Annotated in this window: 21 protein-coding genes and 1 CRISPR repeat array; of the genes, 9 read left to right on the forward strand and 12 right to left on the reverse strand. The window is 42.0% G+C overall.

Going from position 1 to position 23,445, the window contains the following annotated elements; translation table 11 throughout:
- Positions 1–42 precede the first annotated feature (42 nt).
- Both OCC_RS01055 and OCC_RS01060 read left to right on the forward strand, forming a co-directional pair.
- Positions 43–645: a DUF257 family protein gene (locus tag OCC_RS01055; RefSeq protein ID WP_004069706.1), complete on the forward strand. Its 603-nt coding sequence runs from the start codon at positions 43–45 to the stop codon at positions 643–645.
- Positions 646–845: 200 nt separating this feature from the next.
- Positions 846–1,085 (forward strand): hypothetical protein, encoded by a 240-nt coding sequence (locus OCC_RS01060; protein WP_004069709.1) that lies wholly within the window; start codon positions 846–848, stop codon positions 1,083–1,085.
- Here OCC_RS01060 and OCC_RS01065 read toward each other — a convergent pair.
- From OCC_RS01065 to OCC_RS01075, 3 genes are all read right to left on the reverse strand, one after another.
- Positions 1,082–1,924 carry a M55 family metallopeptidase gene (locus tag OCC_RS01065; RefSeq protein ID WP_004069710.1) on the reverse strand — a complete coding sequence of 281 codons (843 nt, stop codon included), beginning with the start codon at positions 1,922–1,924 and terminating at the stop codon, positions 1,082–1,084. The two genes, OCC_RS01060 and OCC_RS01065, sit on opposite strands and share 4 nt — an antisense overlap.
- A gap of 222 nt (positions 1,925–2,146) precedes the next feature.
- Positions 2,147–2,914 (reverse strand): geranylgeranylglyceryl/heptaprenylglyceryl phosphate synthase, encoded by a 768-nt coding sequence (locus tag OCC_RS01070; RefSeq protein ID WP_004069712.1) that lies wholly within the window; start codon positions 2,912–2,914, stop codon positions 2,147–2,149.
- A complete protein-coding gene (locus OCC_RS01075) occupies positions 2,892–3,353 on the reverse strand; it encodes a GIY-YIG nuclease family protein (RefSeq protein WP_004069714.1) in 462 nt (153 codons plus the stop codon). Before OCC_RS01075 ends, OCC_RS01070 begins: the two co-directional genes overlap by 23 nt.
- 101 nt (positions 3,354–3,454) lie before the next feature.
- On the opposite strand from OCC_RS01075, the gene OCC_RS01080 reads away from it, so the two are divergent.
- Positions 3,455–3,835 (forward strand): DUF2095 family protein, encoded by a 381-nt coding sequence (locus OCC_RS01080; RefSeq protein ID WP_004069716.1) that lies wholly within the window; start codon positions 3,455–3,457, stop codon positions 3,833–3,835.
- Here the strand turns inward: OCC_RS01080 and OCC_RS01085 are convergent.
- From OCC_RS01085 to OCC_RS01105, 5 genes are all read right to left on the reverse strand, one after another.
- The gene (locus OCC_RS01085) at positions 3,832–5,343 is read right to left on the reverse strand and encodes an AMP phosphorylase (RefSeq protein WP_004069717.1); all 1,512 of its coding nucleotides are present in this window, start codon (positions 5,341–5,343) and stop codon (positions 3,832–3,834) included. The two genes, OCC_RS01080 and OCC_RS01085, sit on opposite strands and share 4 nt — an antisense overlap.
- Positions 5,344–5,438: 95 nt before the next feature.
- A complete protein-coding gene (locus OCC_RS01090) occupies positions 5,439–5,681 on the reverse strand; it encodes a hypothetical protein (RefSeq protein WP_004069718.1) in 243 nt (80 codons plus the stop codon).
- Entirely contained in the window at positions 5,678–6,460 is a 783-nt protein-coding gene (gene minD, locus OCC_RS01095; RefSeq protein ID WP_004069719.1) for a cell division ATPase MinD, read from the reverse strand. Before minD ends, OCC_RS01090 begins: the two co-directional genes overlap by 4 nt.
- Before the next feature lie 144 nt (positions 6,461–6,604).
- The gene (locus OCC_RS01100; protein WP_004069720.1) at positions 6,605–7,402 is read right to left on the reverse strand and encodes a slipin family protein; all 798 of its coding nucleotides are present in this window, start codon (positions 7,400–7,402) and stop codon (positions 6,605–6,607) included.
- Position 7,403: 1 nt separating this feature from the next.
- Entirely contained in the window at positions 7,404–8,759 is a 1,356-nt protein-coding gene (locus OCC_RS01105; RefSeq protein WP_004069721.1) for an NfeD family protein, read from the reverse strand.
- A 93-nt stretch (positions 8,760–8,852) separates the two neighbouring features.
- Between OCC_RS01105 and OCC_RS01110 the strand changes: the two genes are divergently transcribed.
- Genes OCC_RS01110 through OCC_RS01125 form a run of 4 tightly spaced genes read left to right on the forward strand, consistent with a single transcriptional unit; the run spans position 8,853 to position 10,647 of the window.
- Positions 8,853–9,140, forward strand: a complete 288-nt coding sequence (locus OCC_RS01110) for a hypothetical protein (protein WP_004069722.1) — start codon at positions 8,853–8,855, stop codon at positions 9,138–9,140.
- Entirely contained in the window at positions 9,128–9,988 is an 861-nt protein-coding gene (locus OCC_RS01115) for a DNA-3-methyladenine glycosylase family protein (protein WP_020953584.1), read from the forward strand. Before OCC_RS01110 ends, OCC_RS01115 begins: the two co-directional genes overlap by 13 nt.
- Positions 9,951–10,274, forward strand: coding sequence for a hypothetical protein (locus tag OCC_RS01120; protein WP_004069724.1), 324 nt, complete (start codon positions 9,951–9,953; stop codon positions 10,272–10,274). Before OCC_RS01115 ends, OCC_RS01120 begins: the two co-directional genes overlap by 38 nt.
- Complete coding sequence (locus OCC_RS01125) at positions 10,252–10,647, forward strand: hypothetical protein (RefSeq protein WP_004069725.1); 396 nt, start codon at positions 10,252–10,254, stop codon at positions 10,645–10,647. Before OCC_RS01120 ends, OCC_RS01125 begins: the two co-directional genes overlap by 23 nt.
- Here the strand turns inward: OCC_RS01125 and OCC_RS01130 are convergent.
- Together OCC_RS01130 and OCC_RS01135 are read right to left on the reverse strand one after the other, a co-directional pair.
- On the reverse strand, positions 10,625–13,312 hold the full coding sequence (locus OCC_RS01130) for a DEAD/DEAH box helicase (protein WP_004069727.1): 2,688 nt from the start codon (positions 13,310–13,312) through the stop codon (positions 10,625–10,627). The genes OCC_RS01125 and OCC_RS01130 overlap by 23 nt on opposite strands.
- A gap of 126 nt (positions 13,313–13,438) precedes the next feature.
- Positions 13,439–14,629, reverse strand: coding sequence for a hypothetical protein (locus tag OCC_RS01135; RefSeq protein WP_004069729.1), 1,191 nt, complete (start codon positions 14,627–14,629; stop codon positions 13,439–13,441).
- 424 nt (positions 14,630–15,053) lie between these two features.
- Here OCC_RS01135 and OCC_RS01140 point away from each other — a divergent pair, with 424 nt between their 5' ends.
- Entirely contained in the window at positions 15,054–16,829 is a 1,776-nt protein-coding gene (locus OCC_RS01140; RefSeq protein WP_004069733.1) for a ribosome biogenesis/translation initiation ATPase RLI, read from the forward strand.
- 483 nt (positions 16,830–17,312) lie between these two features.
- Positions 17,313–20,715: direct repeats of the CRISPR family, unit length 30 nt; unit sequence GTTCCAATAAGACTTTAAAAGAATTGAAAG.
- A 61-nt stretch (positions 20,716–20,776) separates the two neighbouring features.
- Here OCC_RS01140 and OCC_RS01145 read toward each other — a convergent pair.
- The gene (locus OCC_RS01145; RefSeq protein WP_004067910.1) at positions 20,777–21,748 is read right to left on the reverse strand and encodes a beta-ribofuranosylaminobenzene 5'-phosphate synthase family protein; all 972 of its coding nucleotides are present in this window, start codon (positions 21,746–21,748) and stop codon (positions 20,777–20,779) included.
- Positions 21,749–21,802: 54 nt separating this feature from the next.
- Here OCC_RS01145 and folP point away from each other — a divergent pair, with 54 nt between their 5' ends.
- Complete coding sequence (folP, locus tag OCC_RS01150) at positions 21,803–22,627, forward strand: dihydropteroate synthase (protein ID WP_004067911.1); 825 nt, start codon at positions 21,803–21,805, stop codon at positions 22,625–22,627.
- On the opposite strand, the gene OCC_RS01155 is transcribed toward folP, so the two are convergent.
- Positions 22,617–23,411: a class II glutamine amidotransferase gene (locus tag OCC_RS01155; protein ID WP_004067912.1), complete on the reverse strand. Its 795-nt coding sequence runs from the start codon at positions 23,409–23,411 to the stop codon at positions 22,617–22,619. The two genes, folP and OCC_RS01155, sit on opposite strands and share 11 nt — an antisense overlap.
- Positions 23,412–23,445: the final 34 nt, after the last annotated feature.

Raw genomic sequence — 23,445 nt, forward strand, 5'->3', positions numbered from 1 at the left:
ATTATCTAAACCAATAGAAAAATCACAAACGGGGGTGCCGCTGTGCACAACTTTCTTTCTATACTGGAAAAACTAAAATTTGGCGAAACCGTTTTAGTGGAGTACTCTTCAAAAGCCCCGATTTATCTGCTCTTCCACGAACTTATAAAGTGGAGCAGGGAGAATAACCACCCGATCCTCGTAGATGATTTCTTGGACACGCTCCACATGTACAGAGCTCAGATGGAGATTGCTGGAATAGATACTTCCCTTCTCAACGACCTTAATGTAATAAAGATTGGAGGGGCTATAAACATAGGGAACGTCTTAGGGAGAGTCCCAATAACTGAGAGCACGGTTTTGGAAAGAGAATACGATAAAATCTTTGAAAAACTGCCCGAAGAGAAAATGATAAACCTCGTGCTGGGTTTTGATAAGCTTTTCATTCTCCACAGCGAGAGAAAAGATTTCATACCCAGTATATACGGAGTGCTGAAATATCTCGGAAACAAAAAGAGGATTGCCTTCTACTTCATCAACGCAGATTTGATAAAATCAGCGGTTCCGGAAGTTTTACCTATTATGGAGGAGATTTCAACAGCAGTTGTTTCAATCGAGGAGAAAGATGAATTTAGGATAAACCTTCTTAAGCCACTCAACATTTAAAGTGTGCCCCGGAGGAGCGAAGGGGAATCACAGCTCGCCACTCGCTCATCCCCCGCGGTTTCTCCGGGGCATTGATAGTTAGATGAAAAAATCAAAAATTTTCTCATAACCGAGGGGAATAAACCTTCAAAAGCTTCATATCTCTGGCTCATGAAAAAGGTTATATAGGGTTTCTTTTCTAAAATAAAGTGGTGACAGCTATGAAAATTGTTGAACTGGACATAAAATTGCCTTATGAGAAAAGGGGAAAAATTTTGAGTAAAATTTTGAGTGAAGTTAGGGGAAAGATTAAGGACATACACTTCTTGCCTCCCACAAGCAAAGGTATTAGTGAAATAAGGATGGAAGTTGCAGAAGAGAACGTTCAAAAGCTCCTTGAGGACATCAAAAAGATAGTAAGAGACGGAAAAATCAGCTTCAAAGTGCTGAGTGAAGCCTAACGCCTAAGTATTGATGTAACTCCAGTAGCAGCAAACACCAGTAGCTGAAATGCCTTGTATGCCTCGATAATGTCCTTTGCTTCAAACTCTACCGTTTTTCCATCTATCCTTCTTGCCCCCGGTAGAAGTTCTCCTACATCCGCCATGCCGCTGTTGTTGTAAGTGAGCCTCACCCTAACGGGATAGTCAAGTTTTAGGGGCTTTGTTCCTCCGTTTTTGTACTTTTCAACAGCTCTGAAGACGGAGTTTTCGAGCTCTTTCTTAATTTTCTTCATGCTCGGGCTTATGGCGGAATACCTTGAGAATGCCTCCTTAAATACCACTCTCTCAGCCCATGGAGTGAATTTCTCCACATCCTCCTCGAGGAGTTTTTCGTCTCCTCCAACAAGGATCACTGGAATGTTGAAATGTCCCACAGCAAAGCCGTTTAGAAGAAATTCGCTGACTTCTATGTCATTTAGCTCAAGCTTTCCAACGTTTGCACCGCTGTAGGTGTGGTCAAAGATACCATATGCCGTTCCGGCCTTTGCATGGTACCCTAAAAATAGTGCAACGTCACATCCTTCAGCTCCAGCAACCATAGCCATTGGCCTTGGGTAACCTCTGACGAGGTAAACGTATTCGGGAAGCTCCTCGGGAATCAAATTTACCATCGGACCGTGGCTGTCAGCTACTATGACCTCTTCAAAACCTTCCCTATGAAGGGCATCTGCAGCGGTTAAAGTTATTTCCGTAGCTATTTTTCGAGCTTCGTTGTATAGAGCGCCTTTTTCCACTAAGTGCTGGGGACTGACTATAAAAGGCATCCCTTCTAAATCAACAGAAATAAAAGCGCGCATTTGGATCACCGATTAAATATCTCGGTGGCGCACATTTAAATAAGTTTGGGAAACAAGACACTCTCAGAAACAAAAACGGTAATCAATAGTTGTGTGGTTAGTTATCGTAATAGTGATTATATGGTTTCTAGAAGGATTCTGGAAATGCCTCTCAGAGCTTGTTGGAGATTTCTTGGGAACCTCAAAAAAGTGAAGTTAGGAACAAAGGTTCACCAGTCAAACTCAAGGCTTGACTTCTTTGACCCCTTTTATTATCCTTTCCAGCCTTTTCCTAGCTTCCTCCAAAGATCCCGCTTTTTCTATCGCTGTTCCAGTAACGATTATGTCCGCACCGCTCTGGGCAACCTCTTTTGCATCTTCGTAGCTCCTTATGCCGCCTCCAACTATTAGGGGAACATCAATTACGGCTTTAACAGCTTTAATCATATCATTCGGCACATGTTCTGGAGCACCGCTTCCCGCTTCAAGGTAAACAAGCCTCATCCCCATGTACTGCCCAGCTAATGCATAAGCAGCAGCTATTTTTGGTTTGTGCCTTGGAATCGGCTTGGCATCACTTACCCATCCAACTGTTTCACCCGGCTCTACGATGAGATATGCCATCGGTATCGGCTCAATTCCATAGCGTTTTACCGTAAAAGCTCCAAGCGCCTGGGCACCAGTAATAAAAAAGGGATTTCGTGAATTAAGGAGGCTCATAAAGAATATTGCATCCGCATATTTGCTTACCCCTCCATGTGAACCCGGAAAGAGTATCACAGGTAAGCTGGAACTCTCTTTTATCGACTTAACGACCTCATCAAGAATTTCTCCCTCTGCCCCTGTGGAACCACCAACCATTATTGCATCCACACCGAGTTCCTCACTCATTTTGGCAAGCTTCCCAGCAGTTTCGGGAGAAACATCATCAGGGTCTAAGAGAACAAAGTGAAGTTTTTCTTTCTCGAGCTTCTCGTGAATGTAAGATTCAACTTTTCCTATCCTCAGCATTCTCTTCCCTCCACTTCATAATTTCTTTGGGACTTTTAACTCTTTTCCACCTAAGGTTTCTTGAGTTTAAGATGTTACATATTGTTCCATCTGGAGGAGTTGCGGAATAGTATAAATTTGTTTTTACTTTAACATCACTCGCCCCAAAACCTTCAACCCCTTGAAAAACTTTTCCCACGATACGGGAAAGTTCCTCCTCAATTCTTTCCTCGCTGGGTATTAGATAAGCGCTCAAAAGCTGTGCTCTTTGGAGAAGAAAGTCAATATGCCAGTGAAGACGTTTTTTCTTTCTGAAATGTCTTGCAACCCTTTTTTCGAGGGAGTTCATTGCAGAGCCAACGTAAATGTAATACCCTTTCTTCAAATGAAACTCTCGGGCTTTTGTTCTTATGTTTGCGTCTCTTTCCAAATAGATTACAAGAAGATAGGAGCCCTTCATGTTTAGAACTCTGCAAAAGAATATATAAGGGCTTTGCAAGGATAAGGCAACAAAGTATATAAACAGACCAGTGGAGTAAAGTTTGAAGAGAGGTGCCTAGTATGGTGGACAAAAAGAAAAAGCGCCCCATTGATGAATTTCCTTGGCAGGAATATGATAAGGAAGAATTTAAAGAAAAATATCCCCACTTAGCTAAAGAACTTGAAGAAGAGCCCGGTCTTGTTATCGAAGGCTATAGAGTGGAAGAGGAAGAAGAGGAAGAATTGATGGATTTTTCCGGGTACAATCCTACGGTTATTGACTTCATAAGAAGATGCGAGACCGATGAGGAGGCATTGGAAATTATCAACTGGATGGAGGAGCACGGCGAGATAACTCCTGAATTAGCCAAAGAACTCAGGATAAAGCTTGTGAAAGAAGGGGTAAGAAGCTTTGGAACCAAAAAAGAGTGGGGATGGTACGAAAGGCATAGAAAACGTTAGATATTTCCAATTCTCTGGAGCACCATGCCCTCTATTCTTATCGGCTCCATTCTCCTTGCTTGAATTATTGCTTGGTCGAGTCTAACTTCGCTCTCTGCGTGTATTGTAAAGAGGGGATCCCCTTCCCTAACTTTTTCTCCAACTTTGACGTGGAGCAGAATTCCGGCACCTTTGTCTTCCGGAGCCCCAGCGGCTCTTGCTATTGTCGTTATCGCTTTGTTATCAATCTTTGTTACATATCCAGAGGTTTGAGCTACGAAGGTGTAAGTTTTGTCGCCTATTGGGATATCTTCTGGCTTTATATTTGGATCTCCGCCCTGCTCGGCTATTATCTCCTTTAACTTTTCGTAAGCTTTTCCGCTCTCGAGGATTTCTTTCGCCATCTTCTTTCCCATTCCTGCCGGTGCTACTCCGCCCATCTCAAGCAGAATCCCCGCTAAGCCTGTGGCCTTCTCGACCAGACTCCCCGGACCTTTGCCTGTCATTATGGTCTCTAAAGCTTCTTTAGCCTCAAGCGCAGGGCCAACTGTGTGTCCTATTGGCTGGCCCCCATAAGTAATCGCTGTTTCCACATATTGACCGAGTCTCTTTCCCAGCTCTATGAAGTCTTTTGCCAGAGACCTTGCCTCCTCTATGGTCTCAACCTTCACTCCCTCTCCCGTTGGTATGTCTATGAGAACGTATTGAGAACCCATGGCGTACTTCTTCGACATTATGCTCGCAAGCATAAGCCCCCTAGGATCAATGCTTAATGCCCTTTCGGCTTTAATTGTTAGGTCATCAGCGGGGGCCAAGTTAAGGGCTCCACCCCACACCAAACAGGCGCCAATTTTTTCTACAATCCTCTTTATTTCGTCCAATGAGAAAGTCACTGGAGCAAGAACTTCTACCACATCAGCAGTTCCAGCGGCACTTGTTATTGCCCTTGAAGAGGTCTTTGGGATTGTTAAGCCGGCTGCGGCAACTATCGGCACTACAAGCACATTTGTCTTGTTTCCGGGAACTCCACCTATGCTGTGAACATCCATAATCGGCTTTCTATCTATATCCAACATATCTCCAGTCTCTGCCATTGCCATTGTAAGCCACGCAATCTCATCCATATCAAGTCCGTTTATCTCAAGAGAAGTTACAAAAGAACTTATTTCTATGTCCCGAAGTTTTCTATCGACGATGTCTTTAACAATTGCCTCTATTTCAACCTTCTTAAGCTTTTGACCATTCATCTTTTTCTTAACATATCTCACGCTTTCTGGAGTTCCTGCAGGAACTACGTTTACCATTTCTCCTTCAGAAAAGGAATAAGCACGCATTATGTCCTTTGTAACCCCTATCTCCCCCGGCTGAACCATGTTGCTTATAACCACATCTCCGTATATTGTTCTTTTTGCGGTTTCTATTTTAATTAGGTCCTCTGGATGAAGCTTTGCTTTCTTAGCGTCTTCCTCGTTGATTACTACCATAAATCTCCCGGTCTCTACATCCAAAATCTTCACTTTCGCCCTCATGTTTTCACCCTCCTAAATGAGTGGGGATGTAACAATATTACTCTAGAATACTTAAGCTTTTCTTAAGGACAAAAAGAATTTAAGGGACAGAGAACTCATAAGTTCCGTATTTCTTCTTCCAAGGATTCCTCAAGGGCCCTCTCCCATTCCTCAACATCAAACTCAACTAATTCTGACTCCAGCTCTTCTTTTAGGTGGGTAACCCTTCTCTTCAAGGTATTCCTTGTTTCCGTGTCATACCCAACATAGTATGGAGATCTTCTCTCCGCTATGTATAGTATCGCCAGTATTATATTTGTAGCCAAGAGGATAATGACCAGAAAAGTAAGTGGGCTCATCTTCTCCCCCCTCCAAATAAGGCTTTGAAGACCCTCTTTATTGGGCTTTCTGGTTCCGGAGGCTTGTATTTAACTCCTGCAAGCTTTGCGGCGAGCTGCTTATAGGCTATTGCTGCCGGCGACATTGGATTTTTGATAACCAGGGGAATCCCATAAGCACTTGCCCTCTTCACTTCTGGGTCTTCAGGTATTACTGCAAGTACTGGGACTTCTAAGATGGCTTCAATGTCCTCTCTGCTTAGTTCCGTTTTTTCATTTGTTACCCTGTTCAATACAGTCCCCAACGGAAGGGTTCCAAGCTTTTCTGCCACAAGTTTTGTTTTAAGGGAGTCTGTGATCGCAGAAATCTCTGGGTTTGTCACCAAAATAAGTTCCTTCCCTATGAGCAGAGCAGTAATTGAGGTCATCTCCAGACCAGCAGGGGCATCGATTAAAACAAAATCCGCCATTGATGAGATCTCCCTTATGAGCTCCTTCAATCTCTCTGGATTCTTTACCTTCTTTATTTTTTCAAGGCTTAGTCCGCCGGGGATTACTTTAATCCCTGCTGGGCCTTCGTAGATGGCATCTCTGAGCTCTGCTTCTCCTGAGAGAACATCGTGGAGGGTTATTGGAATATCCTCCATACCGAGGATTAAGCTCAGATTTGCCATTGTAATATCTGCATCAATTACTATGACCTCCTTTCCAAACTGTGCCAAAGCGACACCAACATTTGCCAGTGTTGTGGTTTTACCCGTGCCACCTTTTCCAGAGGCGAAAACAATAGACCTTCCCAATTTAATCCCTCCATATCTTTAAATCCAATGTACGAAATTTGTAATCAATGCATCTAACTTATATGTTGATGTCTAACTTTTTATAGTTAACTCAATTAATCCTTAAAAAAGAATTAAAGGGCAGTTAAAAACGTAAAGAAAAGGCTACTCCTTTTCTTCCTCTAACTTTTTCTTTGCGACTTCAGCTGTATCAGAAAGGCTCCTGAATAGCTTCAACATCTCCATCGGGAGTGTTAGAACTATAACATTGCTTTTATCACTTGCTACGTCACTTATTGTTTGCAAGGTTCTAAGCTGGAGTGCCATTGGGTGCTCGGAGATAATTTCTGCAGCTTCTCTAAGCTTCTCGGCAGCCTGTCTTTCTGCCTCAGCAAGTGTAATTCTTGCTCTCCTTTCTCTCTCTGCCTCTGCTTGTCTTGCCATTGCCCTTTGCATTCCAGCTGGAAGCTCAACATCTTTGATCTCCACAGCCGTAACTTTTATTCCCCATGGATCAGTGGCTTCATCAATTATCCTTTGCAGTTCTCTGTTGAGCTTTTCCCTCTCACTGAGCAGTTCATCCAAGTGCGCTTGACCGATTACACTTCTCAGAGTTGTTTGGGAAATTTGGGATGTTGCCATGATAAAGTTCTTAACCTGGGTAACAGCTTTTACCGGGTCGACGACTCTAAAGTAAACAACGGCATTAACCCTAACAGGCACGTTGTCCTTTGTTATTGTTTCTTGAACTGGAACGTCTAAAACCTGAGTTCTCAAATCAACTATCACGGCCTTTTCGAATATTGGGATTATGAAGAACAATCCCGGTCCTCTGGCTCCAACAACCCTACCAAGCCTGAAGATCACTGCTCTCTCGTATTCTTTCACTATCTTTATAGCCGAGGCTAAAAACACCAAAATAAAAACTAAAATGATAACATACACAATCCACTCAAAGGCCATTCTACTTCACCTCATTAGTATTTTCTTTTTCATGCTTTTTTTCTTTTTCCCTAACCACGATAAGTTTGAGCCCATCCATTCCAACAACCTTAACTTTTTCTCCAACATTTATTGTTTCACCATCCCTGCTTCTTGCCCTCCAAAGCTCTCCTCTGACTCTTATCATCCCTTCTGGGGCTAAAGGTTCCACTACCTCTCCTGAAAGGCCTATCATCTCTTCCTTGCCTGTTTGTGCTTTTCTTCTATGAGCCCTTATCACTGCAGCCATTCCAAAGGCAAAGAACAAAGCAAGCAGTGCACCAATTGTTATTATTATCAATCTAATCTGGGAATAAACTTCCCTTGAAATCAGGTAGTCCACTCCCCCACCTCCGCTGAAGAGCATTATGCTACCCAAAACAAACGTTATAAAGCCAGCAACGGTAAAGAGGCCAAAAGTAGGCGTTAGGGCTTCTGCTATGAAGAATATCACTGCAAGGATTATCAGCAACAATCCCGCACTCCTGTAGCCGAAGTATCCAAGCCCTATTATGGCTAGGACAATCATTATTGCTCCAGCCGTTTCTGGAACGTGCCACCCTGGACTCAGGAAGCCTAAAACAAGAGCCCATATGCCGAGTGTTAAGAGAACGTAAGCGACTGCTGGATCGGTGATGTATGTTATTACTCTATCCTTTAAACTCGGCTCTAGATATCTAACTTCAGCTCCTTTAAGATCTAAAGTTACGTATTCTCCCCTTACGGGAACTTTAGTTTTCATGCCATCTGCTTTTTCCAAGAGGTCATCCACATCGTTTGCAATGACCTCAATAACTCCGTACTTTAGGGCTTCTTCTGGATCTATGGCCAAATCCTCCGTTATGAACTTTTCTGCCATTGTCTCATTTCTTCCACTGGCCTTTGCCAAGCTTTTTATGTAGGAGATGTAGAAGTTAACGACCTTTGGGGGAGCCTCTATAATGCTTCCATTTTGAGAATAACCTAAAATAGGCCTGCATGCGCCGATGCTTGTTCCGGGTGCCATGGCTATTAAATGTGAACCCAAGGCAATATATGTTCCAGCGGAGGCTGCCATGGCTCCAGGTGGATAAACGTAGGTTATAACGGGAACATCGGCGGATTTTATTCTCTCGATTATGTTTTGCATTGCATCCGCTCTACCGCCGGGAGTGTCGAGGAGAATTATTATCGCGTTTGCGTTTGCTTTCTCTGCCTCGCTTATGTACCTATCGAACTGATCGTATGTGTAGGAAGTTATCTCACCTTTTATTTGAGCAACGTAAACGGTTTTTGCTTCAGCTAGCGCTGGGCCCAAGAATATGAGCAGAAGCAGAGAGATAAAAATGATTTTTCTCATAACCACCACCTTGTGTGGATATAGTTCTTCAGCTTAATTAAGTTTTCTCAAGAAAAGTTAATAAGAATGGAACCCAAAATCATATGGGGGGGCATGAAAGAGGAGATAAGAAAGTTCAAACTATCCAAAGGAGAGGAGAAAATCAAGGCTGCTTGGAGTTTAATTAGAAAGGTAGCCAAATACTCTCATACAGAGCCTTACTGGGATTTCTTAAGAGAAAACTTTGGAATAAGGGAGAAAGACGTTAAGGAAATCATGCGTTTTCTGGAAGAGGTAGGAGAACTTGAAATTCACCGTTCCGTGGATGGAAAGAGACTCTACGTATCAACGCTAAAGGATATAAAGGAAAACCCTGTTAAGCTGGACAGATGGTTAAAGTGATCGACCTCAAGAAGGTAGCCCATGAGATGATAAAAAACGGCACCTGGAAGTTTGAGAATGGAGTCTTCAAACAAGCGCTAGAGAATGGTATAGTGGGTTTTGACGGAAAAAACTTCTATTTTCCGGAATATTTTTCACAAAAAGAGCGAAAAGATGCCAAAAAGAAGCTTGAATTCATTCTTGGCTTGGATATTGACCTTGAGAACTTTTATTCAGAGATAGAAGACTCAAAGTTTTCGTTCTTAATTGAGGAGTTTTATGGGTTAACCCTACCAAGGGCACCGAGCAAATATCAAGCCCTCGTGGAGGTAATAGCCCAGCAGCAGGTGAGCTTTGAATTTGCCATGAGAACAATTAACAACCTTGTGAAGCTCGTGGGAAGAAAAATCGGGGATCTCTACCTCTTCCCAAAGCCAGAGGACATCTTAAACCTAAGTGACGAAGAGCTCAAAGAGACTAAGCTCGGATATAGGGCAGCTTACATAAAATCCCTTACAGAAGAGTACGTCAAGGGAAACTTAAGCTTAGATCTTGAGAAGCTCAGCGAGGAAGAGGCGATAAAATACCTCACAAAATTCAGGGGCATTGGAAAATGGAGTGCCGAGCTTTTCTTGGCCTATGGTCTTGGGAAGAACACATATCCAGCGGGAGATTTGGGGCTGAGAAGGGGAATAGCGAAGATATTTAATCTGAACCCCAGAGAGGTAAAAGAGAGGGATGTTAGAGAAATCATCGAGCCGTATGGAAAATGGAAGTCTCTGCTTGCTTTTTATATTCTCTGCTATGACAGGAAGACCGAGATGATGAAAAATGCCAATAGAAATAAAGGTAGAAGGAAAAAGATTTAGAAAACTAAAAGAACTGGATGTCCTGGAACTGATAGAAAAGAATCTCGCCAAAGCTGAGAAGACTCTGCAGGCTGAGAGAGAGGCATTTCTCCTTGAGAAAAAGGCAAAGCTTGAAGAAAAGCTGAGGGAAATCGAGGATGAGTTGGAAGAGCTTAGGGCTTTCTATGAAAAGGCTTTGAAGGATAAAGAGCTGATGACAAGCGTTAGAGAAAAGCTGAGAAAGGAAAACGAAGAGCTCAAAAAAGAGCTGGAGGAGAAGAGGCGTGAAATTAATAATAAGACCTAAACGGGGGTTTGGAAGAATTGAAGTTGATCTCCCCGATGAACTCGCAGAGAAGATAAAAACACTCAGTAAGCGCTATGCTGTGAGTGAGAAAAAAGTCCTCGAAATAGTGCTCTCTGGAAGCTTTAAAGAGCCAAAAGGAGATGTCAAAAGGCTAGAAAATGAAGTCAGGGAGCTTGAGAAAAAAGTTAGTAAGCTTGAGAAGGAGTGGGCACCGTTAAGGTACAAAGCTTATGGAGTCAGTGAAGACAACAAGATTTTGGCTATCGAGCTTAACGCCCTTCTCGCAGAAAACTCCCAGTTAAAGCGCTTTTTAAGAAAAAAGGTAGAAAGAAACCTAGAGCTGAGAAAGCTCATTCAGTACTATCTCCGCTGAGGAGTTTTTCCCAAACCCTTATGGCCTGCCATTTGTCAAGGAATTCGTTAAAAGTGCCGCACTTTGGCGAATAAACACACAACGGACAGCCGTCTTTGCACTCGCACTTTTTCATTTGTTCAAGACTCTTCTCCATGAGCTTCTCGGCGTTTTTATAGAGGATCTCCGCCAATCCAAAGCCACCTTCGTTTCCATCGTATATGAACACTATGGGCTTGCCTATAAAGGGAGGACTTGGAAAACTTTCATAACTGTATCCACCGAGCTCCCTGCTGTCTACATAAGTGAAAATTGGGGCGATTTTAATCATGTTGTGCTCTATTGCATGGAGTCCGCTTCCGATTCCATCTTTACTGTCCACCATTTTCTTTACTGCAAAAGCAAGCTCTTCATCTTCAATCTTCGAATTCTTTAGGCTCTCTTTGATGTAGTTTCTTAGGTAGTGACTCGTTGCACCCAAAAGTTCGGGGAAAAGAGACCTCCTGTCCAAGCGCTCGTAAAGACTAAAGGCAATATCTTCATAGTCCTTTTCCACAGCAATCCTGAAGAACTCCCTAAACTCCTCGTTTGCAATCTCCCTAATGCTCTCGGGAAACACAAGCCATATTCCATCCGTTTCAAACTCCCACATTAAAGGCTCATCAAACTCAACCTTCGCAAACTTTTCCCAGTTAAGAATGCTCCACTCCTCATCAACCTCAGCACTCTCTTTGAGCTCCAGCATTGGAGAGTAAAGCTCCCCTTTCAGAATCCCTTCTTCCTTGAGCTTCAACAGTTCTTGAAGATACTGAGGCGTATCTTTTCCTTTGACGGCAAACCCCCAATAGTGGTGCCTAACCCTCAGCCGGCCGATATAGATCTCTACCCCTTTGTACTCCTTTTTGTCGTAGATCTTAAGAACCTCTACTTCTTCTCTCTTTGACGGGAACGTATCAACTTCCCAGAACTTGTTGAGTGGAGAGGCGAAGATAAAGTGGAACTTTCCAAGACTGAGCTTGTCTTTTGCAATATAAAGCTCTCCCCTCGAGAAATACGCCATTCCCGGCAAGAGCGACCTGTAGTATTCGGACTTATCTACTTCCTCTATTACATATCCCTTAAGCTTGAGCCAGTTTATAAATCGGATTAAGTCCCTTACACTGGACTTTTCCAAAAGTTTGTACCTTATCCACGGTTCATCGAGCAGGAGGAAATAGCTCTCATCACTTGCCGTTCTTATAGAGGAGTAATTAAAAGCTGGCCTCAGGATGCGGATTTCCCTTTTACCCGTAATTGGATTGTCGTAGAGCTTTGCTTTTTTCTCATCCACGAGCTCCATGGCAAGCTCCTTCTCAAACTCGTTCAGCTCGTCCCAATCAAGAATCTTGAGCTCACTCAAGAGGTAGTGGAGGTGCTTTTTCACAACGAGTCGGTTTTTGAGGTTTATGGGCATGTATTCGATTATCCCTTTCTCAAGTTTTTCTACCAGCTCCTCAACGTGCTCCTTATAGTAATAGTCTAGGCCGTTTTTTCTTAAAACGATTGCATTTATGGCTTCCCTTTCCTGTTTTCTTCCTGCTCTTCCGAAGCGCTGGATAAGGGAGAACAGCCCATCAGGTAGTATTCCATAGTTTACAACGGCATCCAGGTCGCCTATATCAATTCCAAGCTCCAGAGCGTTTGTTGTCAAAAGCACGAGAAGTTTCCCTTCCTTAAAGTCCTTCTCAATTTCCCAGCGAATGTTTTTTGGAAGGGTGCCCTTGTAAGTAGTGGTTTTGTAAACCGCTGGAGACGTCAAAAGAAACCTCATGAGCTTTTCAGTCCCTTTTCTTGAATCAAAGAAAACAAGGGTTTTAATGCCTTTCTCAGCCAGCTTTTCGACGATTGCCCTTAAAAGCTGCATCTCATTAAGCCTCCTTGGCTCGAACATCACGAGGTATCGTTTTGGGAAGGGGTTTGCAGGCTTTGTAATAGCATCAAAGGGCTTTCCAAAAAAGGTTTCCGCAAACTCTTTTGGATTCCTCAGTGTTGCTGAGAGGGCTATTATTTGTGGTCTCCTCCCGTATCTCTCCAGCGCCTTGAGAAGCCGTTTAAAAACGTAAGCGGCGTTAGTTCCGAAAACACCCCTGTAAATATGAAGTTCATCAACTACGAGATACCTCACATTCCTCAAAAGCCACTCGTAATCTTTTCTCTTCCTTAGAATGTTATAGTGCAGCATATCCGGAGTCGTGAAAACAACCCTCGGCTTTTCTTTAATGAGCCTCCTCCTCTCGCTCCACTCAACATCGCCCGTTAGAATTCTTGCACTAACCATCTTTCCTGTAAGCTGGAAAAAGTGGAAGTTCTCAATGCTGAACTTTTCGTATTGGTTGTTTATTAATGCCCTCGTTGGATAAACGAGCAGATACGTGTCTTGAGGATTTGAGAGATAGTTATCAAATATAGCCAGTCTAAAAATTTCGCTTTTGCCGGAGGCGGTTGGGGTTGTCACCACTATGTTCTCTCCAGAATAGAGGGCTTTCAAGGCATCAACCTGATGCTTATAGAGCTTAAAGCCCATCTCTTCAACTAACTTGTTCACTTCAGGATTTTTAAACTCAAAAGAGCCGTATTTACCCCGCTTAGGCTTAAACTCTTTAAGGGCTACAATCTCACTTTTTAATCCCTCAAAGATGCTCAGCATGACAAGAATAATTTTTGCTTTTTGGTTAAAGTACTTTTTGCCGAGATTGAAAAACTTGAGGTATCTAGAATCAAAACTGTCACCACCGAGTGATATTGTAAAATTTAAAAAAAGGATCTGTTATTGTTAACCCCACTCCAAGAATATTTCGTAATAGTTTCTGCTACTCTTGTCTAGATATGCATAGTAAAGAACATCATGGCTTCCCCAATTATTAATTTTGACTTCATAATGTGGCCTGTAGTTGGATTTACTCTCTCTGTATGTTTCAACGTTCCCTGTAAAGCACACCTGTACTCCTTCACCACCGCATATTGAGAGGGAAGTACTGAAGTAAACCCCTCCATTGTCTGTTGGTGCATCAAAGCTTATAGCGAACTCATTTGCACCCTCCAATTTATATCTTGTCTCCCTCTCAAGGTTTGAGGGTATTCCTCCGCTGTAAGAGCCTGTAACTGTAGAGTGAAAGTTTTTTATTCTCACAGGGATTAAGGACCAAATGTCTCTGCACCATAGGGAGGTGCATATTTCGTTTTCAGTTATCTGGTAAAGAACATCAGAAGTCACCAGCCTAACATCACCACTGGAGGCAGTATAAGTTATCCACACGTCTTTGTCTTGAACCAAGGTGGGGCCACTACTCAACCAACCGTTTGGATCCGGCGTCCCACCCCATGTTTCCTGAGAAAAGCTCTCGTAGGTTACTGCATCGTTTCTTTCAATGACCCACTTAACATCTATTCCTGGAATACTTCTTATTATGGCTGTTTTTATTCCATTCATCCTGACCGTGCCATGGTCTGTGACCGAAGCAGTCTGAACGTAATTTCCTTTTTTGGCGGGTTCATAATGAAGGGGAACCTCTGCAGAGATTCTTGCCAAGGGTTTTTTAGGCTCGAAACTTATCACTCGTGCACCCCAATAATTTTCATCTGCAACTATTACTAAGAGAGAAACTGGTCTGAACCTCGTCTTAAGGACGCTCTCACTTTTTCCATTCGCTTGCACATTCTCCACATATGTATCAATGGGTATTCTCTCTATCTTTACAGTTGGTGAGAGAAGAGAACCTGAGTACAAAGTCCTTGGATGCTCTTTGCTATAGTCCTGAACTATTACAACCGGATTATGGAGACTTTTATTAACTTTTATCTCAATGCTTGCAAGCCCTACAGGCTTTCCTTGAAGCCAGTCTAAATATACGCTGTAAAGGACATCAGAGTTCTCTGGAGAGACTCCCTGAGCTGTAGGAATTCCTACAAACACCACCAAAACGATGGCTAATGCAGTTACTACAACCTTGCTCTTCCTTTCCATCTATTCCCCTCCAGATGAGATATTGCGATAATATTACATCAAAGTAGTATAAAAACATTTCTACATAGTTAAACTATACTAACGATCTTAGATGATTAAATATTAAAAATAATGGTGGTTGATAGGTCAACATAATTTAAATACTAAAAATCCTTAAATCCTTCCTTAATAGCTATATCACAATAGCCTTCTTTGGAAGTTCACTGCCAGGTATTTCACGTATTCTCTCTGAACTTCAGGTTTCCTCTCCCTTTCCCAAAACCTTCTCAAACCCTCGAAACCAAACATCACCACATCACCAATAATTAATAGAATGCTCAAACTACAAGGAAATACTGGTCAAAAATGGCCAACTCCAACAAATAGAGGCCAATTCTTCAACAACTTTTTAAAGGCATTCCAGAAATGGTAACCGGTGAGGCTTATGAGGATCGCGGTCATCGATTACGACAAGTGTAATCCCGACAAGTGCGGTCATTTCCTGTGTGAGAGGGTATGTCCAGTAAATAGAATGGGTGGAGAAGCTATAATCATCGACGAAGACAACTATAAGCCCATTATTCAAGAGGCAAGCTGTACTGGGTGTGGGATATGCGTCCACAAATGTCCCTTCAATGCTATAACGATAGTTAACCTCCCAGAGGAGCTGGAGGAAGGGTGTGTACACAGATACGGAGTTAACGGCTTTGCCCTCTACAGATTACCAGTGCTCAAGGAGGGCATGGTAGTTGGTATCCTAGGTCCAAACGGTACCGGTAAGACCACTGCTGTTAGAATACTCTCCGGAGAAATGATTCCTAACCTCTGCGGTTCCAACGACAGCTGGGACAATGTCATAAGGATGTTCAGGGGAAATGAGCTCCAGAACTACTTTGAAAAGCTCAAAGAGGGCAACATAAAGAAGGTAGTTAAGCCCCAGTACGTTGACTTAATCCCCAAGGTCGTTAAAGGGAAGGTAAGAGACCTCCTTCAGAAGGCAGATGAAAAGGGTATTCTGGAGAAGCTTGTCGAAGAGCTTGAGCTTTCAAATATCCTAGACAGGGAAATTCAACATTTGAGCGGTGGTGAATTGCAAAGAGTGGCAATAGCGGCAGCCATGGCAAGGGATGCAGACTTCTACTTCTTTGACGAGCCGTCCTCATATCTTGACATAAGGCAGAGGCTTAAAGTTGCAAGAGCAATTAGAAAACTTGCAGAAGAAGGGAAATCCGTTATGGTCGTTGAGCACGATTTAGCGGTTCTTGACTATTTGAGCGACATCATTCACATAGTCTATGGTAAGCCCGGAGCATATGGTATCTTTTCAATGCCCAAAGGAACCAGAGTCAGTATAAACGCCTTCTTGGAGGGCTATCTCCCCGAGGAAAATGTAAGGTTCAGGCCTTATCAGATAAGGTTCACAAAGCTCAGCGAGAGGCACAGCCAAGCTGGAGATGTTCTTGTAGAGTATCCAAGACTAGTTAAAGACTATGGAAGCTTTAGGCTTGAAGCAGAGGGGGGAGAGCTGTACAAGGGAGAAGTTGTGAGCATAGTGGGGCCTAACGGCATAGGTAAGACAACTTTCGTAAAAATGCTGGCTGGAGTTGAAGAACCAACGGAAGGGAAAGTAGAATGGGAGCTCAAAGTAAGCTACAAGCCCCAGTATATAAAAGCCGACTATGAAGGGACAGTTTATGAGCTCTTAAGTAAAATTGACGCTGCAAAGCTCATGAGCAACTTTTACAAAACCGAGCTTCTCAATCCTCTAGGAATTCCAGAGCTCTACGATAGAGCCGTAAACGACCTAAGTGGTGGTGAATTGCAAAGGGTGGCAATAGCTGCCTGTCTGTTAAGGGATGCCGATTTATACCTTCTCGACGAGCCTTCCGCCTATCTCGACGTTGAGCAGAGGTTGGCGGTTTCAAGGGCTATAAGGCATTTAATGGAAAAGAACGAGAAAACCGCACTTGTAGTTGAGCACGATGTGCTGATGATAGACTACATAAGCGACCGCATAATGGTATTTGAAGGCGAGCCAGGCAAACACGGTAGGGCTTTGCCCCCAATGGGTATGAGAGAAGGGATGAACAGGTTTTTAGCAAACGTGGGCATAACCTTCAGGAGAGACCCAGACACTGGAAGGCCAAGGGCAAATAAAGAAGGAAGCGTCAAGGACAGAGAACAGAAGGAGATAGGGGAATACTACTACGTGAGCGAATAGCCGAAGATTCTTTGTATCACGTTTAGCTTTTCCTTTTTTGGATTTTCTTTCTTCTGGTGGGCCAGTTTTGATGTTAAGGCTCTAAGGTTGCTCTGGAAGCCTTTAGTAACTAAAAGTTATTATCAAACAGGAGGTTATGATATTTTGAGGTTTTTGTAACGAAATTTTTTCGGAATTTTGAGCGGAAGCTCCTCAGGAATCCTTTGATATTCTCTCCTCGTGGAAATTTAATTTTTTTGGATTTAATGATGTTTTAAGGCTTTGTTTTTGATTTTGGCTTTTATTTTGTCTCTGGAAGTCTTATGAACATTTTTGTGCATGAAAGAAAAGTAGTAAATTCAGGCGAGTGAGTGCTTTGAAGTCTTTTCTGAAAGCTGGAATTCAAGCCAGTTGAAGGGAGTTTTATTGACCCTTTGTGGAAAGGCTTATAAATTTCAAGCTTTCTAATTACTTTATAGGGAGTTTAGAGGAAAATTCGCCCCGGTTCCAATAAGACTTTAAAAGAATTGAAAGAGTTGGTCTTTTTTCTATACCGTATTCTTCCGCCCCGTTCCAATAAGACTTTAAAAGAATTGAAAGGAGGATACCCAGCCATTCTGGAAACATAAGTTCGAAAGTTCCAATAAGACTTTAAAAGAATTGAAAGTTTCTTACTCCCAACATTTCAGCATTTCTAACTAATCGTTCCAATAAGACTTTAAAAGAATTGAAAGCTTTTCAAATTCATGGTATCTCTGCCTTGCTTCATGGGTTCCAATAAGACTTTAAAAGAATTGAAAGTTGAAGACCTTTGGGGGTCTCTGGCATGATGTCATCAAGTTCCAATAAGACTTTAAAAGAATTGAAAGACAGCTTCATCTAACTTGACGACAATCTCGACATCAGGTTCCAATAAGACTTTAAAAGAATTGAAAGACTTCTTTTCCACAGATACTACATTTCTTCTTTTCTTCCATAGTTCCAATAAGACTTTAAAAGAATTGAAAGAGGGGGGACGCTAGAACCCCTTAAAATATTGAGTTCCAATAAGACTTTAAAAGAATTGAAAGTTCTTTTAGTTTCTTGAACGTTATTTCTATTTCTCTTGTTCCAATAAGACTTTAAAAGAATTGAAAGTAAAATATTGAAAAAAGAAGTTACGACGGATTTAGAAAGTTCCAATAAGACTTTAAAAGAATTGAAAGAAAATGGATTATTAGCCGACGGGGGCGGTACCGATGGTTCCAATAAGACTTTAAAAGAATTGAAAGAAAACCGTAGCTACGGGTATTTTGTTCCCTTCCGGGGGTTCCAATAAGACTTTAAAAGAATTGAAAGAAAGCTGGGGAGAGTGATTAAATGAAAATGAAAGGTTCCAATAAGACTTTAAAAGAATTGAAAGAGAATATTCCATCTCTAGCGCACGGCTATAAATTTCCGTTCCAATAAGACTTTAAAAGAATTGAAAGCTAGCTTCGTCAATGATATAAAGCAAATAGGGGGCATGGTTCCAATAAGACTTTAAAAGAATTGAAAGAAACATTTTCCACGAAAAGGCTACCCTAGTGGGCATGAGTTCCAATAAGACTTTAAAAGAATTGAAAGATATTCTAAATTTATCGAATTCTTAGAAGACTACCTAGTTCCAATAAGACTTTAAAAGAATTGAAAGGCCGACGACGTGGACGGCTAGAGAAGCGTTAAATTTAGTTCCAATAAGACTTTAAAAGAATTGAAAGTTCTTTAACAATAGTTCGACGTCCTCTTCGGTCGCGGTTCCAATAAGACTTTAAAAGAATTGAAAGGAATTCCCCCGCCCCGGATTTTTCCCCGCGCTAAAGCCGCTATTAGCGTTCCAATAAGACTTTAAAAGAATTGAAAGAGTTACTACTACAGTAACGAACGACACCGCTAGGTTTGTTCCAATAAGACTTTAAAAGAATTGAAAGTAGGTCTTTTGAAATTTGAGGTATACCTTTACCGTTTGTTCCAATAAGACTTTAAAAGAATTGAAAGCGGTCTAAAGGGACGCGTTCACCGTCTAAGTCCGCACAAAGTTCCAATAAGACTTTAAAAGAATTGAAAGTAGGGTCTTAATGTTTCAACGAGAATAATGAGGTCAATCGAAGGTTCCAATAAGACTTTAAAAGAATTGAAAGTCAACCAGCTTGAGTATCAGGGCGATTGTAATTGCGAGAGCGTTCCAATAAGACTTTAAAAGAATTGAAAGATGTCTCTCATTCTCTCTGTTTTTTCACCGCTGACACCGTTCCAATAAGACTTTAAAAGAATTGAAAGGAAGAGATCGATGCAAACTATGTTCTCCACCAATTGGAGTTCCAATAAGACTTTAAAAGAATTGAAAGTATTGAAAACGACCCCGTGAGTAAAAAGGCAACTCTGTTCCAATAAGACTTTAAAAGAATTGAAAGGAGCTTGGGTATCTAAAGACAAGTGTCGAGCCGTCTTGGTTCCAATAAGACTTTAAAAGAATTGAAAGCTTTAAGCTGGGAGATTTACGTAGAGGTTGATGCATACGTTCCAATAAGACTTTAAAAGAATTGAAAGCACTTCCTCCGGTAAAGCCCCTTCACTTACCAAGTCGCGTTCCAATAAGACTTTAAAAGAATTGAAAGGTAAGTCGTAGTTCACAAGGTCGCTTTGGAGCTTAGAGTTCCAATAAGACTTTAAAAGAATTGAAAGAATTTGAAGCAACTTTTAGTTCTGCTGATGGGCTTACGTTCCAATAAGACTTTAAAAGAATTGAAAGGTCTGGTTCGCTAAGCACTTCTTGTGCTACGTCATCGGTTCCAATAAGACTTTAAAAGAATTGAAAGTGCATTGACCCTTGCAGAGAATGTGAAATGATCCGTGTTCCAATAAGACTTTAAAAGAATTGAAAGATTCATATTTTTCTCAGCATCTATTTTATGGCTTAACGTTCCAATAAGACTTTAAAAGAATTGAAAGAGAATTGGAGCACCAGCGTAGTAGGCAATTGAGAGTGTTCCAATAAGACTTTAAAAGAATTGAAAGAAGCTCTTTACGATTTCAACGACTTCATACGGGATGTGTTCCAATAAGACTTTAAAAGAATTGAAAGCGGATGGACTCACTGGACAAAGTGCGGTTACTGAATAGTTCCAATAAGACTTTAAAAGAATTGAAAGTAGGAAATCCCTCTTTAGAGTCCCAATGATTGCAGAGGTTCCAATAAGACTTTAAAAGAATTGAAAGGGAATGATGAAGAATATTAGGCCAACCCCTATCACGAGTTCCAATAAGACTTTAAAAGAATTGAAAGATAGGCCGATGCCTTGACATCAACGTGCCGTGGAATCCACGTTCCAATAAGACTTTAAAAGAATTGAAAGATCAATTGAAGGCTTGAAGAGGCCGCGTCCGCTTGGGTTCCAATAAGACTTTAAAAGAATTGAAAGTCGCATAGGCTTCCAAAAGGTCTTCCGGCTTGCGGGTTCCAATAAGACTTTAAAAGAATTGAAAGTCCTTCGCCGTCAAGGCCTTTCGTCTGATGCTTTCCTCAGTTCCAATAAGACTTTAAAAGAATTGAAAGTGAGTGGTGGGATGAGAACGTGTACTAACCCTTCTGTTCCAATAAGACTTTAAAAGAATTGAAAGACGTTTGGGACAAAGTTTAGGGACACGGGAACAGTAGGTTCCAATAAGACTTTAAAAGAATTGAAAGACAGGACTAAGCGGGGCAGTTTACGAGGGCTATATTGTTCCAATAAGACTTTAAAAGAATTGAAAAGTTATCCTCGAAGTATTCTCTCTCGTAATCCCCGTAGGTTCCAATAAGACTTTAGAAGAATTGAAAAACCCACTTTCCGAACACTGTTATCATGTCATCGATGTTGTTCCAATAAGACTTTAGAAGAATTGAAAGACCCGAAGCCCCTTAGCGACCGAGTAGAGCTTGAAAGACCCACCTCAAAAACAAAATTGCACTACTTCTGGGCAACTTTGTTAATGAGCCTCAAAATGTAGGTGTTCTCTTCAACGGTTGTTGCTCCCCTGTTTCTTGGGATGCCCAGGTCGATAGTAGCTCTAATCCCATATTCCTTGAGAAAATCGTGAGCCTTTGCTTTTATACTCCCATACTCACTCCTTTTTATCAGTCCATAGACCGTTGGTCCCCAGGAGCTCTGCCCATAGCCGTATGTGTTCTCACTCAGGAACTCCATGATGAGCTTAACATCCTCTCTGAACTCTCCACCTTGATACTCTTCAAAATGCTTCCCAACCAGTTTTTGAATTTCACTCAAATGCTTTCCAAACTCTTCGATGTTTTTCTCCTTTAACGCCGGCAACAGCCCCAAAAGAACTCTGTGGGAGATTTTCTCCGCTATGCTGCTTTCCCCTTTCACGCTCTGCATTATTGGTTTTTCTTCCTCCTCGTCAAAGCCCTTCTTTGCTTCTGGAATTATTAAGAGAAATCCCCACTCCTCTGGAAAATCTTCCCTAATGATGAGGGGAGGAACCTTATCCTTAACTCCCCCATCTATCACAAACCCACCGTACTTAAAAGCGTAAATTCCAGCACCAGAGTTTTTTCCCCTGCCAAGAAGATGAGCCAGATCCTCGATTTCAATCCTAAGGGAGTTAAGCCTTGCTATTCCCAATCCTACGGCAAGCGTTAGCTGAGTAGTGGAGCCTAAGCCGATGTGCCTTGGGATGGCTTTCTCAACCTCAATGAGGTAGTTAAATCCCGTTGTAAATTTCTGGTTCATTTTATCAACAGCATGGCGTATTGTTTTAGTGTCTTCTTCACTTGCCCTTATTTCAAGCTTATCATGGGGCATTACCCTTATTCTGTACCCTCCCTCAAGGGCAACTCCAAGTGATCCAAATCTCCTCCCCAATGATCCGGAAGGATCTATCAAACCCAAGTGCAACCTCTTCGGTGTCTCGATTAACATTTTCTCACCCCAAATTTTTATAGTGTGGGCATTAAAACACTTTTCGGTGAGAGCATGAAGTTTGCAGGGGTAAGTTTAGATGAGCCAAAAATTATGGGAGTTATTAACATTTCCCCAGAAAGCTTCTATAAGGGAAGCGTTAGGCAAAATGAGGAGGAGCTGATAGAAACTGCAGTTCAAATGGTGAAGGAAGGGGCCTCTTTTATAGACATTGGAGCGAAGTCCACGGCACCGTATTTAGAAACTCAGATACCCGTAGAAGAAGAGATTAGAAGGGCAGTCTGGGCGATAAGCACCATCAGGGAGCATGTTAAAGTTCCAATAAGCATAGATACAACTAATGCAAAAGTTGCCGAGGAAGCCATCAAAGCAGGAGCAGACATCATAAACGACGTTACCGGTCTCAAAGGAGACTCAAGGATGGCAGAAGTTGCCAGGGAGTATAATGTTCCGGTGATAGTTTGTGCCCATAAAGAAGTAAAGAACTTCACCGATCCAGTTCATGAAGTCATTGATGCCCTCGAAGAGAGCCTCCAGATTGCATATAAAAACGGAATTGAAAAAGAGAGAATAGCAATTGACCCAGCAATTGGATTTCTAAGGCCTAAATATCCCCCATGGTACGAGTGGGACTCAAAGGTTATCGCAAACCTGAACCTGCTAAAAGTCTTTGGGCTTCCCATCCTGGTTGGAGTATCGAGGAAGTCGTTTATAGGAGCCATAACCGGAAGAAAAGACCCGTTGGAAAGATTAGCCGGAAGTCTAAGCGCAACAGCGATAGCAGTATGGAATGGTGCTAACATTGTAAGAACCCACGACGTTAAAGAGACCCTCGATGCCGTAAAGATGGCGAACTTCATAAAAAAGTTTAGAGGGTGAGCTCCCTCACCTCGAACTTTTCCCCCTTTAAGTCTATGGTTGTGTAAAATGCCCTTCCGTTTGGAATTTCTTCAAAGGGGAGGGACGAATAAAGCTCAAAAGTTGAAGATACGATGGCAAAGAGACCTTTTTCTTCAACTTTTAAAAGGCGTGAATATCTTCTGTACAGCGGGTCTTTCTCTCTCTTCTCCACCATGTAGGCAGTTACAAACCCCCTAATCTCTTCTGGGGTTATTAAAAGGGTGCCCGTGTTGAGCGTGGTATTAACTGCGGGAAGAACAACCTTAAACGCGTTAAGAACCTCACTTTCCTCAAATGAGGACAATTTGCTCAAAAGATAAAGTCCAAATACATAGCTGTCGGAGGCGTCTTTAAGCTCTTCTTCCTCAAACCCTGCCATTTTTATAAGTTCATCCTTTCTCAGGTCACCGTTGTGATAAAACCAAAATGTAAAGCCCTTTGGAGACGAATAAGAAAACGGTTGAGCATTGAATAGGTTGACACTTCCTTGGCTTGCAGCTCTCGTGTGGGCCAATAAAACTCCAAAACCTTTTAAGGAGTCTAAAAGCTTTTCAACTCCTTCTTTATCCTCAAAAATGGGTTTGATCGTTTTGTAATGTTCGGCTTTGTCTTTGGACATCCAGAAGAATCCCCATCCATCTTTATGGGAGGGACTCTTACCTAATGCTACTTTATAAAGGTCATTTTCAGAGGATTTTACCAGCGCATCTACAAGGTCTTTCATCGCTTCTCCATTTCCAACTGCAAACAGCACCCTGCACATTTTATCCACCAAACTTTTTTAGGCAATACTGTTT

The organism is Thermococcus litoralis DSM 5473, from assembly GCF_000246985.2.
GTDB classification, from domain to species: Archaea; Methanobacteriota_B; Thermococci; order Thermococcales; family Thermococcaceae; genus Thermococcus_A; species Thermococcus_A litoralis.

Coding starts and splice junctions, on each gene's coding strand:
- OCC_RS01060 (WP_004069709.1), top strand. CDS start 846: ATGAAAATTGTTGAACTGGACATAAAATTGCCTTATGAGAAAAGGGGA.
- OCC_RS01065 (WP_004069710.1), bottom strand. CDS start 1,924: ATGCGCGCTTTTATTTCTGTTGATTTAGAAGGGATGCCTTTTATAGTC.
- OCC_RS01070 (WP_004069712.1), bottom strand. CDS start 2,914: ATGCTGAGGATAGGAAAAGTTGAATCTTACATTCACGAGAAGCTCGAG.
- OCC_RS01075 (WP_004069714.1), bottom strand. CDS start 3,353: ATGAAGGGCTCCTATCTTCTTGTAATCTATTTGGAAAGAGACGCAAAC.
- OCC_RS01080 (WP_004069716.1), top strand. CDS start 3,455: ATGGTGGACAAAAAGAAAAAGCGCCCCATTGATGAATTTCCTTGGCAG.
- OCC_RS01085 (WP_004069717.1), bottom strand. CDS start 5,343: ATGAGGGCGAAAGTGAAGATTTTGGATGTAGAGACCGGGAGATTTATG.
- OCC_RS01090 (WP_004069718.1), bottom strand. CDS start 5,681: ATGAGCCCACTTACTTTTCTGGTCATTATCCTCTTGGCTACAAATATA.
- OCC_RS01100 (WP_004069720.1), bottom strand. CDS start 7,402: ATGGCCTTTGAGTGGATTGTGTATGTTATCATTTTAGTTTTTATTTTG.
- OCC_RS01105 (WP_004069721.1), bottom strand. CDS start 8,759: ATGAGAAAAATCATTTTTATCTCTCTGCTTCTGCTCATATTCTTGGGC.
- OCC_RS01110 (WP_004069722.1), top strand. CDS start 8,853: ATGAAAGAGGAGATAAGAAAGTTCAAACTATCCAAAGGAGAGGAGAAA.
- OCC_RS01115 (WP_020953584.1), top strand. CDS start 9,128: ATGGTTAAAGTGATCGACCTCAAGAAGGTAGCCCATGAGATGATAAAA.
- OCC_RS01120 (WP_004069724.1), top strand. CDS start 9,951: ATGCCAATAGAAATAAAGGTAGAAGGAAAAAGATTTAGAAAACTAAAA.
- OCC_RS01130 (WP_004069727.1), bottom strand. CDS start 13,312: ATGCTGAGCATCTTTGAGGGATTAAAAAGTGAGATTGTAGCCCTTAAA.
- OCC_RS01135 (WP_004069729.1), bottom strand. CDS start 14,629: ATGGAAAGGAAGAGCAAGGTTGTAGTAACTGCATTAGCCATCGTTTTG.
- OCC_RS01140 (WP_004069733.1), top strand. CDS start 15,054: ATGAGGATCGCGGTCATCGATTACGACAAGTGTAATCCCGACAAGTGC.
- OCC_RS01145 (WP_004067910.1), bottom strand. CDS start 21,748: ATGTTAATCGAGACACCGAAGAGGTTGCACTTGGGTTTGATAGATCCT.
- folP (WP_004067911.1), top strand. CDS start 21,803: ATGAAGTTTGCAGGGGTAAGTTTAGATGAGCCAAAAATTATGGGAGTT.
- OCC_RS01155 (WP_004067912.1), bottom strand. CDS start 23,411: ATGTGCAGGGTGCTGTTTGCAGTTGGAAATGGAGAAGCGATGAAAGAC.